The 17,780-nt window shown below is 31.9% G+C and carries 11 protein-coding genes; 7 read left to right on the top strand and 4 right to left on the bottom strand.

Annotation, left to right across the window (positions count from 1 at the left end):
• Positions 1 to 119: 119 nt before the first annotated feature.
• Positions 120 to 677, bottom strand: coding sequence for a hypothetical protein (locus F6K23_RS27200; RefSeq protein ID WP_293161576.1), 558 nt, complete (start codon positions 675 to 677; stop codon positions 120 to 122).
• A 371-nt stretch (positions 678 to 1,048) separates the two neighbouring features.
• Between F6K23_RS27200 and F6K23_RS27195 the strand changes: the two genes are divergently transcribed.
• Positions 1,049 to 5,014: an NACHT domain-containing NTPase gene (locus tag F6K23_RS27195; RefSeq protein ID WP_293161574.1), complete on the top strand. Its 3,966-nt coding sequence runs from the start codon at positions 1,049 to 1,051 to the stop codon at positions 5,012 to 5,014.
• A 90-nt stretch (positions 5,015 to 5,104) separates the two neighbouring features.
• On the opposite strand, the gene F6K23_RS27190 is transcribed toward F6K23_RS27195, so the two are convergent.
• A complete protein-coding gene (locus tag F6K23_RS27190) occupies positions 5,105 to 6,493 on the bottom strand; it encodes a DNA phosphorothioation system restriction enzyme (protein WP_293161572.1) in 1,389 nt (462 codons plus the stop codon).
• A 1,321-nt stretch (positions 6,494 to 7,814) separates the two neighbouring features.
• Here F6K23_RS27190 and F6K23_RS27185 point away from each other — a divergent pair.
• From F6K23_RS27185 to F6K23_RS27170, 4 genes are all read left to right on the top strand, one after another.
• A complete protein-coding gene (locus F6K23_RS27185; protein WP_293161570.1) occupies positions 7,815 to 8,672 on the top strand; it encodes a sugar kinase in 858 nt (285 codons plus the stop codon).
• Positions 8,673 to 9,095: 423 nt separating this feature from the next.
• A complete protein-coding gene (locus F6K23_RS27180; RefSeq protein WP_293161568.1) occupies positions 9,096 to 9,560 on the top strand; it encodes a hypothetical protein in 465 nt (154 codons plus the stop codon).
• Between the two features lie 33 nt (positions 9,561 to 9,593).
• Positions 9,594 to 10,061, top strand: coding sequence for a hypothetical protein (locus F6K23_RS27175; protein ID WP_293161566.1), 468 nt, complete (start codon positions 9,594 to 9,596; stop codon positions 10,059 to 10,061).
• A gap of 321 nt (positions 10,062 to 10,382) precedes the next feature.
• Positions 10,383 to 10,907 (top strand): DNA-binding protein, encoded by a 525-nt coding sequence (locus F6K23_RS27170; protein WP_293161564.1) that lies wholly within the window; start codon positions 10,383 to 10,385, stop codon positions 10,905 to 10,907.
• Between the two features lie 467 nt (positions 10,908 to 11,374).
• On the opposite strand, the gene F6K23_RS27165 is transcribed toward F6K23_RS27170, so the two are convergent.
• A complete protein-coding gene (locus F6K23_RS27165; RefSeq protein ID WP_293161562.1) occupies positions 11,375 to 12,265 on the bottom strand; it encodes a GlcNAc-transferase family protein in 891 nt (296 codons plus the stop codon).
• A 578-nt stretch (positions 12,266 to 12,843) separates the two neighbouring features.
• Between F6K23_RS27165 and F6K23_RS27160 the strand changes: the two genes are divergently transcribed.
• A complete protein-coding gene (locus tag F6K23_RS27160; protein ID WP_293161561.1) occupies positions 12,844 to 13,104 on the top strand; it encodes a hypothetical protein in 261 nt (86 codons plus the stop codon).
• 860 nt (positions 13,105 to 13,964) lie between these two features.
• On the opposite strand, the gene F6K23_RS27155 is transcribed toward F6K23_RS27160, so the two are convergent.
• Entirely contained in the window at positions 13,965 to 15,566 is a 1,602-nt protein-coding gene (locus F6K23_RS27155; protein WP_293161560.1) for a DGQHR domain-containing protein, read from the bottom strand.
• Positions 15,567 to 16,781: 1,215 nt separating this feature from the next.
• Here F6K23_RS27155 and F6K23_RS27150 point away from each other — a divergent pair.
• Positions 16,782 to 17,756 carry an HNH endonuclease gene (locus tag F6K23_RS27150; protein WP_293161558.1) on the top strand — a complete coding sequence of 325 codons (975 nt, stop codon included), beginning with the start codon at positions 16,782 to 16,784 and terminating at the stop codon, positions 17,754 to 17,756.
• Positions 17,757 to 17,780 lie beyond the last annotated feature (24 nt).

Raw genomic sequence — 17,780 nt, 5'->3', positions numbered from 1 at the left:
TTAGTAGGTTGGATTAAGCGACAGCGCAACCCAACTCACCAAGATCGTGCTGGGTTTCCTTCATCAACCAAACCTAAATTTTCAGTAACTTTATAACTTTAAAACTGCCATTAATTTGGTTATTTTTGAACAATGTTTTGTTCTAGAAATGTTTTGAGTTGCTGTCTATTATCTTGAGTGATCGAGTTATAAAATATTCCGGTTGTTTCATTGGGTGTATAAAAGCGATAAAAACGCTCATCTTCTGGAACTTGATCTACATAAATTAACGGAATATTTACAGTAGATAAAATTTGATATTTGTAGTAGTCGTTTTCTTTTACTTCTGGGAGTTTATGGCAAAATGACTGACATTCTATTACTAATTTTGCTTGACGATTTGTTTTTAAACCTCGTTCTATTACAGCAATATCTACTTTGGAATTAATCCAAATTTCCCAAATATTTTTGGGTATCCAGCCAGCGTTAAGACAAATACTATTGAGAGTAATTTGGGGACAATAACGGAAATTATTTCCTAAAACAATTTCCAAAATGTCTATGACTTTCATTTCTAATTCGTTGATAACTTCGCCACTTTTAAAATTACGATAAGCAGAAGATAAGTCATCTAAATTATTAGATTTACTAGAGATATATTCAGTGTTAGGGAAAAGGCTGAGTTGATAAGTAGTCATAATTTTTTCTCCTTTCTGTTAACTATTTACAGCTTATCTAGAAGATTAGATAAAATCTATTCACAGTCTGTGAGTAAGTGTGAGTAAAACTGTGAGTATTTTGTGAGTGCTAGTAAGCAGTCAGCCATCAGCTATCAGCTATTTGTTATTAATTCATGATCATACTGAAGGGGAATTATCCGCCAAGAAGGATTAAAATTCATTAATTAAATTGCCTATAACCTAACCTCATTTCTTGCTTGAATATGTTCAAAAGCTGATGGCTGTTTGCGCAGCATTCCGCAGGAAATGCTAATAGCTGAATGCTTACAAGTGCTATGATAAATATTGATAAAATTAGATTTGTAGATTTATCAAAATAGTTTAAGTAAATGACATTTGAAGAAGAATTTTCAGAAGCTTATCAAAATTGGGAAATAGATAGACTTTATCTTGATTTAGCTGATGCAGGTGGGAAATCTTTATCACCAAATGCCAAAATATTTCTACGAGGAGTTTTGTGTGCTAACTCTCCTAATGAAATAGCTAAAAAATTGAACTATCAGAGTAAAAATATTTCTGATACTGTTCGACAAACTTTATCTAAAGAAGTCTATCCAGCAATAGAAAATTTAGTTAACTCTGGAAATAAAATTAACTGGCGTAAAACTTCTGAAAATTCTGTTTCTCGACTCCTCAAAGACTACAGAAAAAAACTAGAAAACTTACCTCCCACCCCCACTGAAATAAAAATTAATTGGCGTGAAGTATGTGCAAAAATGCTGGAAAAGCAGCAAACAACTCAACAACTCAGACGTAAAGCAACTCAAATAGGATGTGAAGTTGAAGTATTTGTGAAATTGGGGTTAGTTGAACGCAAATTACAACAACGTCACAGTGAGAATAATGGGATGGAAAAGTTCAGGGAGAAAGAGGTTATTACCCGCACTTACGAATATGATGAATTTTTGTTGGATGTTATTCAAGGGAAGAAAAATAAATTTACTGCTATTGTTGGAGAAGCAGGATCGGGTAAGACGACTTGGTTAGATAAAATTGCTACCTACCTGAAAAACACAAACCATCTATATATATGTATCCCATTGGGAGATTTGCAGGGAAAAACACTGGAAGAGTACATTCTGAAAAAGTGGTTGCCAAATGCGATGTTTTTCATAGATTTAGATATTGACTCAGCAACTTTGGAGAAACTTTTAACAAAATTATTACAAAAGAATGAGGTGTGGTTGTTGCTTGATGGTGTGGATGAAATAGGGGAAAGTTCGGCAGGGAAAACTCTGAGAAATATTCAACAACAACTTACTGGTTTCTTAAATGCAGCGCGAGTAGTTTTAACTTGTCGCACAAATGTTTGGGATGTTAATTTTAATAATCCTCTTAGTGGTTTTGAAACTTACAAAACTTTGGAGTTTAAATTTGAGCAAGTCGATGATTTTATTCATCAGTGGTTTGTTAAAGCTGAGAATGAAAAACGGGGTAAAAAGTTGGAGGAAAAGTTAAAAGAGTCACGCCATGAAAGGATTTATGATTTGGTTAGAAATCCTCTGCGGTTATCGTTGTTGTGTCAGATTTTTTATTTTGACGAAAATGCAGAATTGCCAGAAACAAAAGCAGGACTTTATCAACAGTTTATCCGGTATTTTTATGAGTGGAAGCCTGAAAAAATAGATATTGATTGGAATGTTAGGCTTAATTTAAAAAATGAACTTCATCAAGCTTTAGGTAGGGTGGCTTTAGCTGGTTTAGATAGTTCGGAAAAGTTTCGGCTATCTGAGAGTTTAATTTACAAAGAAATTCAGGATTATAAATTGTTAAAGTTGGCTTTAGATTTAGATTTATTAGTTTTAGTAGACGAAAAATTTAAGACAGATAAAGTTTATACGTTTTTCCATCGAACTTTTCAAGAATATTTTGCTAGTCTTGTTATTCCTAACTGGGAGTTTTTGTTTAATCATATTCCTGGAGATGTATCAAACTCAACCTACCGAATTTTTAATTCATACTGGCAAGAAGTAGCTTTAATGTGGATGGAAGGTGGTAATTGTTCACCAGAAGATGGAAAAAAGTTTCTCAAAATTTTTAATTATTTTAAATTAGATGAGTGTTTATCTTTTTACGGTTATCAAATTCTACCTTTTGTAATTTCAGGTTTTTACATAACAGCAGAAACTTCTTTATTTAACAAAGAAATATTTAGTTTAATTCACTCATATTTAACTAAACCTATAAACTTGTGTTATGAGGATTTATTGTTAGATTCTCTAAAGGTATTGCCTACTCTAGATTCAAATATACTAAATAATTGCGTAAAATATGCAACAAATGATCGTCGTAGTTTTAAGGTTATTAAGTTTTTGTCTCGTATATTTTCTATATCTCAAATAAAAGAATCTGTAATAGCAAAATTAGTTGATTTTTTACATTGGAATGATTCAATTGTATTAGAGGCTGCTAAGGTTATATTACAACATGAAAATTTATATCCACCAGCTATAACTAGGTTAGTTGAATTATTTTTGACTAATCAAGAGGAAAAAAAATGTCTTATAATTATTAACATTTTATTGAAAACCAAAAGTATAAATACAGAAATAATAAGCCAAAAAGTTTTAGAAAAGCTTTTAGTTTTTCTGTTTAGTGAAGACTATGACATCCGGTTGCTAACAACTGTAACACTTGCTCAACTAAGCAATTTTAATGTAATGAATATCTCTGATAACGATGAATTGCTAGAAATCATAATTTCAGCCATGATTCAACCTGAAGTAAGTTCTATGATAATCTTAAATCTTGTTGATTTATTAGAAAAGTTAGAAATTAAGAATGAAACATACGATGAAGCTTTACTTTACCTGGTGTGCTCAAACGGAGAATTTAGAGTTTTTCTACAATTACTAAAAGTATTGGAAAAAAGAAATCTCAATTTAGAAATGATAAATCAGATAATAACCGTATATAGCTGGGCAAAAAATGAAGAAGAATACTTGATTTTGATCTATTTTATAGAAAAATATAGCTTATCTAATCCTCATTTTTTTAATGAACCAGAAATTTTAAAAAATCTACTACTAATTCCTCGCATACAATGGCACATCCATAAATCAGAAGATATATTTTCATGTGCTTATAGATTTATCGTCGATATTATTTCTAGAGATAAAAGCATTTTCAAAGCATTAGAAACACTGCACAAGTATTATAATGATACAAACATCATTGAATTAGCAGATATTGTACTTAATGAAATTACTACAAATAAATTAGAGCTTGAGAATGAAATTACCACAAATAAATTAGAGCTTGAGAATGAAATAATTGATGATAGTTTTGAAGCTAATAATGAATTTAATCAAAGAGAAATCCAAATATATGAAGACTTTAAGTTTTTTTTAGTAACTCATAAAAATATCACATCTGAATCTGTAGATTATAATTTTTTAAAATGTATACAGTATGGAATTAATACAAATGATAATGATACAATCAAGCTACTCTTAGAGCGTATTACATTCAATAAATATTCATTATTTCGTACAATGTGTCTAACAGCTTTTAGAGACAACGGAACTTTCTTAAATGTTTGGATACTTGAAAAAATTATTGAGTTTTTTTCAACTATTAAAAATAATGACTTTCCAATTGAAATTACTATCTTATTTAAGGAAATTACTGAACTAGAACAATTAAAAATCATGGTTACTAGCTTCAAAGAGTATGTACAAGACAAAGTTCCTAATGATAATTTCACACGATATATAGCTGCAAATGAAATTGTTTGGCACTGCGCCCAACACATGAGCTACCCAGACTTCTACAACGCTTGGCATTCTGCAACTTCTACCACCTACCCAGAAACAACCGATAATATTCCTGTCATTAACTCCACCACAACTCAACACCTCAACTTAACCCAACTTCCCATTACTCTGCGCCAAAATCTCACCAATAATCCCAACCTAAACCAAACTATTATTCCTATCTGCATCGACGGAGCAAACTTTACTAACCCAGATAACCCCGCCCCAGATATCTATATTGAAATGATAGAAAAAGGTTGCCCAGAAATAACACCAACCCCCACTACAATGTCATCCCTCAAAACATACTTGCGACTCAATCTGAAAAAATTAGACAAACAAATAGCACTCATATTTTACACATCCAAAAGCGATCGCTCATTCAGCGAAACATTTATCACTTCCTTAAGCACTCTTGGTAATTCCATTTATCTTATCTCAGACCAAAAATGTGACAATATAGAATCTATTTCACCCCACCATCCCAATTTAATAGATAATATTATTAAGTGGTTGAGACGAGAAATTTTAGAAGCTTAGAAATTATTCTTTTTCATAAATTAAAAACACAGAAATACTTCTTCTTACTTTTTACTTCCTTCTTCCTTCTTTCTTCTTCCTTCCTCCAAGTTAAATATCCAATAATCCATATCTTTTTTGAATGTTTAATAATTTCACCCTAGCTTCTCCAGCGTTGTCTGCTAAATCGGCAAATTCTAAGAACCTTTTTAACTCCTTTCTCAGTAAATTTCGTTCTACTTCCAATGTACTTCTACCCATATCTGGAGGCAAAACAATCATATCAAATAAAGTTGCCCTTTCCTTACTTGGATGAGGTCGTAAAATTCTGCCTCTTCTCTGAATAAATTGTCGTGGATTTTGACTACTTGCCAAAATAACTGCATTTTTAATTGCTGGTATATCTACTCCTTCATCTAAACATCTAATTGCTACTAAACCTTGCAATTCTCCACTTTCAAATTGTTGCCTTAATTTTTCTCTTTTCTTAATCGGAGTTTCAGCAGTATAAGTATTAACTCGATAACCTAATTCATAACCTAATATTCTTACCACCGCTTCCATTTGCCTTAAATTTGAAATATCTTCAGTTTCTACCGAACTATCCCCACAATAAAATAAAGTATGACTGGTTTGTAAACGGTTTGCCATTAATGCTTTTAATGCTGTTAATTTATTTGTTGCTGAAGCGACTAAACGGGAACGCTGAATTAATAAAGCAGTTAAATCTTCTTTTTCTATTTCTACATTTTCTTTTTCTGATAATAATAATGCCCAACCAATCTTCGAGGTTAATTTAGCATACGCCCGACTTTCTGCTTCAGTCAATTCCACTAAAATTGGATAATAAAGATAACGAGCTAAAGCACCTTGTCTAATGGCATCAGCTAAAGTTAATTCAGGCTGTAATACTTCACCAAAATAATCTAAAATTGCCGTAGTTCCTTGGTCATCAAAATATCTTTCTGGCGTGGCAGACAAAGCAAGTCTTAAACCAATATTTTTTGGTAAACTCTTCTCTAACTTAGGCGAACCTAAATGATGTGCTTCATCCCCAATAATCAGAGTTTTTTCAGGAAAATATTTAATCTGAGATTGGAGACTATCTGAAATAAAAGTAGAGTTTGTAGTAATAACAGTAATAAATTTTTCATAGCCAGAATGAATATTATAAAGTGTAGTAGAAAGTTGATTTTGCCAAGTATTTACATTCTCAAAAGCTAGAATTGGCTGAAGATTAAACTTTTCACATTCTCTTGCCCATTGAGTTACTAAATGACGATAAGGACAAACCACAATTAATGCTTGTAAAGCAATTTTTTGATAAAGTTGAGTAGCGATCGCTAAGGCAGTTATTGTTTTTCCACTACCTGTTGCCATCTTTAAAATTCCCCTACCTCTATTTGTAAACCAATTATTAATAGCTTGCTCTTGATAGTGTCGTAATTTCAGATTAGATGGCATTCTCGGACAGCAAAAATTTACTTTTAGTTTATTCATTTACACTAATTTTTAGATACACCAATTTTCAATAAATAAATTTATTATATAGTTATCAGAACTTAGTTTTAAACTTAAATCAAAACTATTAATTGCAGTGTACTAGAATCTTATGGTTGTTACAGGCGTTTTTTGTAGTGCCATACTCTACTAAAAATTTTTACAAGTATCTATGAGATAGATGAACAGAAAAAATTAATGACTCACATCAGACTATTTGTCAGATTAATTTCTTGAGGTTTAAGATAAACCGGATATTCAAAGAGGGCAAAATTTATCTTAGCTGTAAGTAACTCTATATTTTTTTATCTGAATATTGACTGTGGAGGATAAATATTTTTTGGCAAGTTAGCTATGAGCTTTCAGTGTAATTTTTTCAAGGATAATAGTTGTAATAGCCATTTTTTGTAGTGCCATACTTTACTAAAATTTTTCACCAGTATTTATGAATGGATTATCAGAAAAAATTAATGACTCACATCAGACTATTTGTCTCCTTAATTTCTTGATATTTATGATAATTCAGGCATTCTCAAGATGACAAAATTTATCTTGGCTGTAAGTAACTCTATATTTTTTCATTCTTATACTTAACTTTGGAGGATAAATATTTTTTGGCAAATTAGCTATGACTAGCACTAGACTATTTGTCTCCTTAATTTCTTGATATTTAAGATAAACCGGATATTCAAATAGGGCAAAATTTATCTTAGCTGTAAGTAACTCTATATTTTTTCATGATCATACTTACTGTGGAGGATAAATATCTTTTGACAAATTAGTTATGAGTTTTCAGTGTAATTTTTTCAAGGATAATAGTTGGATAAGCATTTTTTGTGGTGTCATACTAGACAAAAATTTTTCACCAGTATTTATGAATGGATTATCAGAAAAAATTAATGACTCACATCAGACTATTTGTCTCCTTAATTTCTTGATATTTAAGATAAACCGGATATTCAAATAGGGCAAAATTTATCTACAGCAAAGATAAATCTATATCTTTTCATCTGAATATTGACTGTGGAGGATAAATATCTTTTTTAATGGAGGAATTTTATGAACAATAAGTTTGTTGCAGAACTAAGAAGTAGTAGTAGTAAATATTTCTAATTCCCAACCCTTGATTTGTAGCAAATTTTTTTTTATCCATATTAGGGATTATGAGCTAGATAATTTTTTAAAGATTTAGGTGAATACCAAATTTTACTCCTAAGCATTAATATTGAGGAATACCTGGATTTATTGTTCCTAATACAATACTTACTTTACTTTTGGATATAAATATATTTTTTGAAATTGGTAAACCCGAAAAAAAACAATGACTAAAACCGGATTATTTGTCGGATTAATAACCTTAGATTTACTTTATCTCACAACAACTTATCCCGAAAAAAATCAAAAAATTGTTGCTGCTGATTATACTATTACAGCAGGGGGACCTGCCACAAATGCCGCCGTAACATTTAGCTACTTTGATAATCAAGCAACTCTTCTGTGTGGGTTAGGAAATCATCCGATAACTCATCTAATTAGAGCAGATTTAGAAAAGCATAATGTCACAATACAAGACTTAGATAAAAATCGTTCCGAACCACCACCAGTTTCATCAATTATTACTACTCAAAATACAGGCGATCGCTCTGTAATTTCTATCAATGCTACTAAGTCTCAAATTTCAAAAGAATTGATTGACCCAGAAATTATTCATAATATTGATATTGTTTTAATCGACGGTCATCAAATGGCGGCGAGTTTAGAAATTGTTCAACTTGCTAAGTCAAAAAATATTCCTATTGTTATAGATGGTGGTAGTTGGAAACCAGGATTTGAGAAAATTTTACCTTTTGTTGATTATGCTATTTGTTCTGCTAATTTTTATCCTCCTAACTGTGAAAGTCAAGAGGAAGTTTTTACCTATTTAGCGAATCAAAATATTCCACATATTGCTATTACTCAAGGAGAAAAACCTATTAAATATTTGAGTCAAGGTAAGTTTGGTAATGTGGAAGTTCCGAAAATTAATGCTGTTGATACTTTAGGTGCTGGTGATATTTTTCATGGAGCTTTTTGTCACTATATTTTTCATGGGGAATTTACAGAAGCTTTGGCAAATGCTGCGAATATTGCGGCTCATTCTTGTAAATATTTCGGTACTCGGCAGTGGATTAACAGTTAACAGTTATCAGTTATCAGTTGTTAGTTAACAGTTAATAGTTAGCAGTTATTAGTTGTCAGCTATAGCGAATTTCATCAGATTTAATTAAAATGGGAGAGCTTAATATTACAAATTTGGAAACTTATACCATTTATTCAGTTAGCAGTTAATAGTTAGCAGTTAATAGTTGTCAGCTATAGCGAATTTCATCAGATTTAATTAAAATGGGAGAGCTTAATATTACAAATAGTGATAAAACTCTTCCATATATTTAACAAATTGGTATAAAATTAATCATTGTCAGGGTGCATCTCAATTTTGAATAAAGCCAAAAATTTATCGCTTTTAGGGAACAGGGAACAGGGAATAGGGAATAATAAAAAAGTATTTTTGCACATAAGAGATGCACCCCATTGTTATTAAAAAAAATAAGGAGATTATCAGATGGATAACTTAAATGAATATCCGAAAATAATTCAAACACTATTAGACAATAGTGATTTTTGGCAAAAAGTTGCTATTGCTATTATCTCTGGTTTTTCAGTAGCGTTGTTTAATTATTTCTCATCGAAAAAGCAACGTCAAGACCAAGCAATGGAGCTTTCCTATACAATAAATATATTAAATATTTTAGAGTTTAAAAAAGATATAGATCAGAAAAATATTAGTATCCTTTATGGTGAAAATTATGAGCTTACAGATTTGTATCTAATCTCTTGCGATATTGAAAATACTGGTAGAAAAGTCATTAAAAACCAAGAAATTACCTTTGAGCTTTTTTCTACAAACGTTGGAATTTTAGAACAATTTTTCGAGCCACCTTTGAATGATAATTTAATGGGTATAGAGGAAATTGAGATCAAGGATGTTAAGCCTAGTGAAGTAAAAAAAAGGTATTTAGTTAGATAAATTTTACCGAAACGTAAAGTAGGATTTCAATTTTTGTCGGGAAGGCGAAACCAGGAAAATGAAGTACCAAAATTATTTATTTCAAACCAAGATAGTACCGTTGAACTTACTCGAAAAGAATATAAAGGAGAGAGAGATGAAATTTCTATAATTATGAATTTTGTTATCTTCTTGATTTTGTTTTTTATTCTTCCACAAATATTAGAATTGATTCCTTTTGCAGGTAACATTCTCGCTTCTTCAGCAAAATTGGTTACATTTGTAATTTTCATTCGAGATATAGGTAATTTTTCTAAAAAAATTGCAGAGTTTCTAGTACTGCTTAATGACAAAACAATAAATATACAAATATCTCCTATACTGCCTAATGACGAGGCAATAAATATACAAACATCTCCAAAAACAGGATATTCAAAAATTTCTGATTTAGGAGGTTTAAGAACAGGAATTGCGATAGGTGAGAAGTTAGCAGGGTTTCTAATATCAAGAAGGATTGACTAAAACACGATAAAAAAAAGATGAGCCTAGGTATTGCCAACAAGGCTCATTTAATAATATTTAATAATTACGAACAAAAATAAAATCAAAAGTCAAAAATATATAATCAGGACTTACGCAAAGGTACTATATACATACGGCGTATTGGTGCGTTACGCTAGCACGCTTCACACCCTACCAATAGCGTTCATGCGTAAGTCCTAATAATAAAAATCAGCCTTTGATAAATTTCAACAATAAGCCATTTTCATGTAGACTTATCTAATATACTTAAAAATATTCCACATAATAGAAATTATATATAAATACTATAACGATCTAGTTATGAGTACAGAAGTTCGTACAACAGAAGCAGCATTTTTACTCAATATATCAACAGGTAGACTGCGGATATTACTCCAACAAAACAGAGTTTTAGGAGCCTACAAAGTCAAAAGATTGTGGATGATTCCTCTTAACAGCCGAGGAGTGCCAGAAATTGTACCCGGTCGTCGCGGTCCTCAAGGAACCTGGAACAAGGCTGAACGTACAGGCAATACCTTTATTCATGTTCTACGAAAAACTATTGACTATAACCGAGATAATAAAACTTCTCATCCCGCAATTGCAGTAAAAGTGGGAGATCAAAAAAATTATTGCCACGCTCTAAAAATTAACGGACCTTGCCAAATCGTTTATCAGCCACATCAGCCAAACAGAAATCAGGCAGGAGGCGCTCGTCTGTGGATTGAGGTTGAGCCACAACATCAAGTAGAACGAATTTATTTTTCAAGAGGAGATTATGGTCCGCCCCCGGAAGTGATTCAGCAGAGGCAAAAGCTTAAAAGAAAGAGGAAAGAAAAAAGTTAAAAATATTCTCAGAAGAAATGTTCGAGAAAATAAAAAAATCTTAGCCTCTAGTCTTTAGGCAGCTACAAAAATATCTAGAATAACTTTGAATTATTGGGGTTGCCAAAAGACTCCTCAGATTTATGCTGAATATTTAAGCTCAAATTTTTTATCGAAGATCTTGCCGAGATTTTAGAGTTCAGACTTTCTCATCTCGGCAAAGAATGAAGTTGAAAATCTTTAACTCGTAGGAAATTAAAATATAGTGATCGCTAGAAATTTTTTCTCCCATTTCTCCTCAACTATAACTGGGAAAAACAACAAACAGAAACTGTCTATATTTCCTACTAATGAGTAAAGTATTGTAGGAAGGATAAGGATAATTTTCAGAATTGGGAATGACAGAATATTCCGCAGATTTTGCCGAGATTTCAGAGTTCAGACTTTCTCATCTCGGCAAAGAATGAAGTTGAGAATATTCAATTATTCTAAATAAAACGAATAAACCAACGCTCCTTAAAACTCACACCAGCTAACGCCTCATATTCTGCCAAACTTCTGACATTTCCTAATCCATAAATCCCAAAATCTTCCGTTGCAGTTTCCATTCCCAAAATCTGACGAAAACGAGATTCAGATATCTTATTTTGTACCCACCAATTTTGATGATCTTCCCAATGTACAACCCGCTTTTTACCAGTATTATAAAAATGCCAACAAACACTAAGATTAGGATGATAAATATCCCATCCCCTTGTCCAAGCTTTCGCAGCAAATAACACCTCTTCCCCAGTAAAATAAATCTCTGGGTCGTAGGGTACTTCCTCAATAATTAACCCATCTGCAAAAATAAACCCAGCAGCAACAAAAGCTCCTAGTTGTGGAATACTACATTTACTCAAATCGCCTATTGCTCTCAAACTTAAAATACCAGGATCTCCAAACTCCTTTGCTTCTAAACGACTTGGCGTATCCCCAACCAATTCCCTAGGGGGTCTGTAAGCAGGAGGATAAGTACTCAAAAGAGGTTTTTCACTGGGACACATTTCCAGCATTTTAATCAATTCTATGTCCCAACCAGGCAAAAATCTCATGTGGGCATCAATTTGTAGAGTATAACGTTCCTTTTGCCACAACTTTTGTACCAAAGACCTTGCCCAACCGACCCCACGAGCTTCAGAAGCAGGCACTGCAATAATACGGCAATCTTTAATACCTTTAACTTTACTGATATAGTCCTTTTCCTCATCCGTACCATACTGCCAACAAATGCCAAAAGTGAGGCGTTCAGGATGAGTTGCATGGGCGATCGCTTCTTCTACTGTTGGGACTAATTCTAAATCCCGATAGGCAACTATTTGAATAAAAATATCATCCATAAAATTTGTTTATAGCCATCTTAATTATATTGTTTAACCTATTACTACTTTAGATAGCACAAATCAGAATCCAGTTATTTAAATACTCAAATCCTACTTTAAGCAAAAACTTTGACTTTTTTATAAATATTACAAGCTAAATCCAATTTGACATTGTATCAACGATAAAAAAGAATGCTACAGCAAAAAGTAAATTTTAAAATTATGCCTAGAGAGAACTTCTTCCATACTAAAAGCCACTTATATCTATTATTTTTACTTTTTTATTCTTCCTTATTTGCGACATTTGTACTATCTCATGGACTAGAGGTTAGGCATCGATCCATAGGTAAAAAAGGTCGTTTACTTTTTTCTTTTCCTTAATCCTCACTTCTCCTCATATAGCTCCTATTATTTTCTTAAACATCCGTAGATCCACAATAGGTCATACTATTAAATTGAGCTAAATTGCAAAAGACATAAAAATTTGTCACAATAACACCTTGACTAGCCTCACTGAAATTACGGCATGAATAATCAGATGATATATTAAGATTGAACAATTGATTAAAATTCAGGGTTTTTACTGATATTAAATTATGGAAGTTAATACTAATAATCCAATAAATGTTAATTCTGAAATACCTAGTCCTGTTGAATGGGTAGAAGAACATTATTCGATCGCCAATTTAATAGATACTCTCAGTAATTTACAAGAGGTACTTGCTCATGGACTACTATTCCAAGATAATCAAGATGGAGAATTAGTTATTAATGCTGATGTGAAAGATTTACTACGAGAAGAATACGGACATCAACATTGGGAGTATTTAGAAAAATATTTATTGAGTAATGGTTGAAAATAATATTCTGTAACCTATTATTACTGATTCTTGAGTGCGGGAGTAGGGGAGAATTCAAGAATTTAGAATTTAGAATTTAGAATTTAGAATTACCGAACTGGAGAGTACAAAGTTCTGCCAAAAAACTATTTGCTTTGAAGACTGAAAGTATTACTGGAAAAGGCTTACAGTACTTACAGCTCTCAATAAAGAGTTTTTAACCTTTAGATCGCTGAAAGCCTTAGCTAGCAATAGTTATTCCAAGAACTTTGCACTGTCTAGTTACCGAATAATTAATAATTAAATAATTCTGATTTAAAGCCTCCTCTTTTAAGGGGAAAAAAGTGCTAGGATATTTCCTTATATTCAATTCCGTAACGGTTTTAACCAGAGGTAATTATTAATTATCAATTAATGAACTCTTCTTATAAATAAGAGAATTGGATCAAAGGATTTTTTTCTTTTTTCTCCATAAATGGAGAGGGTTTATACCTGAATTTTTCGGTAAACATAAGAATTATTAATACGCTCCTGGTGTGCTAATTATCAAAAATGTCATTGCGCTTGTGTTAATTACTTAATAATTGAAGTTTCACCTCACAAAAGCATTCTTTTTTCACCCTTGGTATAAAACAGCTCTCATTGCAGATAAATTTTTGTAGCTTATTGCATTAAAGCTAGTCTAAAGAATTTGAAAAAATTCAAAACATCAATCAACTCTTCCTCACCGAAAAATTGTGGGTATGCGCCTCCCCTTTTAAGGGGATAAAAAAATAGAATATTCCTTATTTCAAGCCTCCTTATTGCAGAGGTACTGATAACTGATAACTGATAACTGATAACTGATAACTGAAATGACCTTGCCTTTTTTTAATACTTTAAGACAAAATTTTCGGCAACCCTACCTTTTTTAATTCCACAAACTTACCTTGAAAATCTACAGCTTGATTATCCCCAACTCTCCTTGCTTCTGCCAACTCTCGACGAATTTCTGCTCGTTCCATTTTGTCAGAAATTCCATCTAATATATAGATAAACAATCTCATAGCTAAATCTCTCCCAGCTACGGACATTCGCTTCCGATTAAAATCATATAAAACCCCATACCAAATAGAGTCAGAAAATTCTATTCCACTCAAACCACCATCCACGTCATACTTATTTAATTTCTGAAAGACCTCCTCCAAAGAAAAGCCTTTTTTATATATTAGAATTCCTAGAGCTTCAGCAAAAGCAATTTGCCCGACGGGGCGAAATAAAACATGACCTTCTCCTGGTTTTATTTCAAAACTAAATCTTCTCAATTCTGGAGTTTCGGCACCATTTTCTAATCTTGAATAACTAGGTAAATTAGATAAATAATTCCAAAACAACATAAATTCCTCTAGCCCCTCTTCTAATTCTTCTTCTTCAGGACGCATGGGAATTAAACCTCTATCTGAAGGTTTCCAATGAGGATAACAAGGTTTTAAATATCTTTCAGACATTTCTTGAATTGCCTGAAGAGTTGTTAAAACAGTAGACTTAGTTGCCACAGTTGCACTATCCCAATTCACTCGTCGATTTCTATCATCTTTCTCTTTTAATAAAGGATGATAAATTGCTGTTTTTCTAGCCACAATGGCAAACCCGTCATCCTCATTTAATAATGCCAACTGCCCTTTACTTAATTTTACAGCCGTCAAATTTACATGAGCAAAAACTGACCTAACTCTCCGTCGTGCTTGTGCTCTATTTTCTCCTTTTACTACTGCCGGAATAAATTCTATACCTATTTGTTCGTAAGCTAATTTTTGTAATTCTGGCAATTCAATATGATGGGTTTCCGCTAAATCATCAATGTTAATAGCTGCACCTACTGGTTTTTTTTGTTTGTTATATCTAGGCAACCTACCTGTTTTTATTAATTCCATTAAACCTTGAATTCCCATCAGTCGATGTTGACCGTCTAGGGCAAATACTGCTACTTCTAAACGTAGGTCTAATAATCCTACTTTTCCGGCTGAATCTAGGGGTAAAAAATCAGTAGCAGATTTATTTGCTTCACCTTTTTTATTCCATTCTTCTGCTTTGGGATTATCTACCCAACTGGGGCTAATTACTACTAATACTGCTGGAAATTTATGTGCTTTTCTTGTTGCTAAATATAGGGTTAATGGGGCTTGACGAGACCAATCTAGGGGACGTTGTTGAATTTCATCTATTGTTTCTGCGTCACGAATTATATTATCTGTTTCTACATCAAATTTTTGCCGAAATAATGGTAGTTGAGAGGCAAAACGTACTCGACTATCTAACCATTCTAGAGTGACGGAACCTATATAAGCTTCGGTTTTTCCCATCATGGTTTTTTGTACTAAAAGTCTGTCATCTTTGCCTATATGTTTGTCTAATAGAATGGCGATCGCTTCTCTTTCTCGATTATCATTTTCTAAAATTTCTTTTGCTATTTCTGAGGTGGGTTTATTGGTCTTTTTCATCGCTGATTTTGGGAAATATTTTAACGTTTTTTAAAAATTGCTATATATATAAATTTTTGTCAACAAACGTTTTTAAAAACTTTTGAGTCAGTATAATTGTTAATTGTATAGTAATTTTGATATCATATACTATTTATTATGTCAATACTAACGGATGGTACATGAGGCATGAATATTGATGTCTTTTTATAGCTATAAGCATTTCCGTTTGTCATGCTCCGCAAACAACATTCAGCTATCAGCTAGAGTCAAAAATTTTAACTGTAATATTTTGAAGTTTCTTAGCTGTCCTAATTTTAATGCGTAGTGCTATACCATCAAAATAATAGCCATTTAGCTATTAACAGCTAGTGCCGCTACGCGGAAGTCAGAAGTCAGAAGTCAGAAGTCAGAAGTATTGATTGGTAAGGCTTTTAGGATTGTGTAACTGGTCAGTTATTTCCGCCATTCTGCACTAGTTTTCACAGAGCATAGTGTTTAGAGAAAAATGAATAATTTATTAGTATTTTTCCTAAAACTTACTACTTAATAAATTTGAATATCAGCTATTTTAGTTGACGAATACATCCTTACTGAAAATAGAAATAGTATCTAATATACAGTTTATTTATTTCTGCAAAAAAAAGGGATTAAAAACTTATTTATTTTGTATAAGTATAAGATTAAAATGGATAATTGATAATTAATCGAATCTAGGTTTAAAGCCTCTCCTTTGAAGGATAAAAAAGCGGTCGTTCTTAGGAGCGCACCCGTTGGGTGGGATTGATGGGTTTCCTAACCATATCCAATCGACCAAGAGAAGAAATAAAATTTCCTTATATTCAATTTCGTAACGGTTTTAACCAGAGGTAATTATCCATTATTCATTATCAATTAATGAAAGTAGCAGGTATAACTGAGAAACTAATCAACTTAATTTTGCAATTTAAAAAGCGTTTCGTGACGGAATGCTCTGGAAATAGCAGTTCAGCAATCAGTTTTTTAAAGGGGATTTAAACCCCTCATCAAATTAAACAACTTATAGAAGTCTATGCACAAATTTTTAGGCTGATAGCTAATAGCTGATAGCTAGTTAAAAAAGGAGGAATTAGAATAGTTATGGTAAATTTAACTTTGATAGTTATTTTAGATTTAATTTTGCCTACCTATTTACTAAATCTACTGGTTTATCAGAAATAAATAGTGAAAATACAGATGTTTTAGCTAGTGCTATAAATGAGTGAAAATCAAGAATTACATAGGGAAAAAAAATTAGCATACTACTGTCAACGTTTTACCGAACTTAAGACAAGTAAAAGACTAAGTCCGAATGCAGAATATAAGCCCATTTTAATTTTGTCTGTAATTGATTTAATTGCACAAGGTTTCATTGAAAATAATCAGATAGCTGCTTCAGAGCAATTAATTGATACCTTTAATAAACATTGGGATATTTTATCTTCTGGTACTTATCAAGGTAAAGATAATTTACACCTTCCTTTTTTCTATCTACAGAGCGAAGGATTTTGGCATATTGAATCTAAAAATAATTCTTTAAAGCGAGTTCCAAGTTCCGTGAAAAAATTGAAAGAGGTAGTTGAGTATGCCAGTTTAGACCCAGAACTTTTTGAACTACTGCAAGACAAAAATTATAGAAAAGAATTAATAGATGTACTAATTGCAACTTGGTTTTCAGGCAATCAAAAAGATATTAAAGAACTTCTAGCAATTAATGAAAGATTCCAAAAAGAGGATGATGAGGAAGAACATTCAATTAATTTATTTAACCAACAGCAAAAACAACCTAAATCATATCTCATAAAATCTGTAGTTAGAGATGGTATCTTTCGTAAAGCAGTTGTACATACCTATAACTATAAATGTGCTTTTTGTGGAATGAAAGTCACCATGTCAATAAAGCAAAATATTGTAGATGGAGCCCATATAAAACCATTTGCCAGATTTTATGACAATAGAATAGATAACGGCATATCATTTTGTAAAAATCATCATTGGGCATTCGATAAAGGTTTATTTACCATAACTGATGATTATAACATCATCGTTTCCAATAATTTCTTAGAAGAATCACCCAATTCTAAACCAATGAAGGAATTTAATAGTAATCAGCTTTGGTTGCCAAATGAAAAAGAATCTTTCCCCAGAATAGAAGCTTTACAATGGCATCGCCAAAATGTATTTATCTCATAAACATAAACATAAAAATACAGAATA

Origin of the sequence: Okeania sp. SIO2C9 (genome assembly GCF_010672455.1) — a bacterium.
Lineage (GTDB): Bacteria > Cyanobacteriota > Cyanobacteriia > Cyanobacteriales > Microcoleaceae > Okeania.
This window is presented reverse-complemented; position numbering and strand designations above follow the sequence as displayed.

Excerpts from the sequence above, each read along its gene's own strand:
- F6K23_RS27185 (WP_293161570.1), top strand. The coding sequence starts at position 7,815 with ATGACTAAAACCGGATTATTTGTCGGATTAATAACCTTAGATTTACTT.
- F6K23_RS27155 (WP_293161560.1), bottom strand. The coding sequence starts at position 15,566 with ATGAAAAAGACCAATAAACCCACCTCAGAAATAGCAAAAGAAATTTTA.
- F6K23_RS27170 (WP_293161564.1), top strand. The coding sequence starts at position 10,383 with ATGAGTACAGAAGTTCGTACAACAGAAGCAGCATTTTTACTCAATATA.
- F6K23_RS27165 (WP_293161562.1), bottom strand. The coding sequence starts at position 12,265 with ATGGATGATATTTTTATTCAAATAGTTGCCTATCGGGATTTAGAATTA.
- F6K23_RS27160 (WP_293161561.1), top strand. The coding sequence starts at position 12,844 with ATGGAAGTTAATACTAATAATCCAATAAATGTTAATTCTGAAATACCT.
- F6K23_RS27200 (WP_293161576.1), bottom strand. The coding sequence starts at position 677 with ATGACTACTTATCAACTCAGCCTTTTCCCTAACACTGAATATATCTCT.
- F6K23_RS27195 (WP_293161574.1), top strand. The coding sequence starts at position 1,049 with ATGACATTTGAAGAAGAATTTTCAGAAGCTTATCAAAATTGGGAAATA.
- F6K23_RS27190 (WP_293161572.1), bottom strand. The coding sequence starts at position 6,493 with ATGAATAAACTAAAAGTAAATTTTTGCTGTCCGAGAATGCCATCTAAT.
- F6K23_RS27180 (WP_293161568.1), top strand. The coding sequence starts at position 9,096 with ATGGATAACTTAAATGAATATCCGAAAATAATTCAAACACTATTAGAC.
- F6K23_RS27150 (WP_293161558.1), top strand. The coding sequence starts at position 16,782 with ATGAGTGAAAATCAAGAATTACATAGGGAAAAAAAATTAGCATACTAC.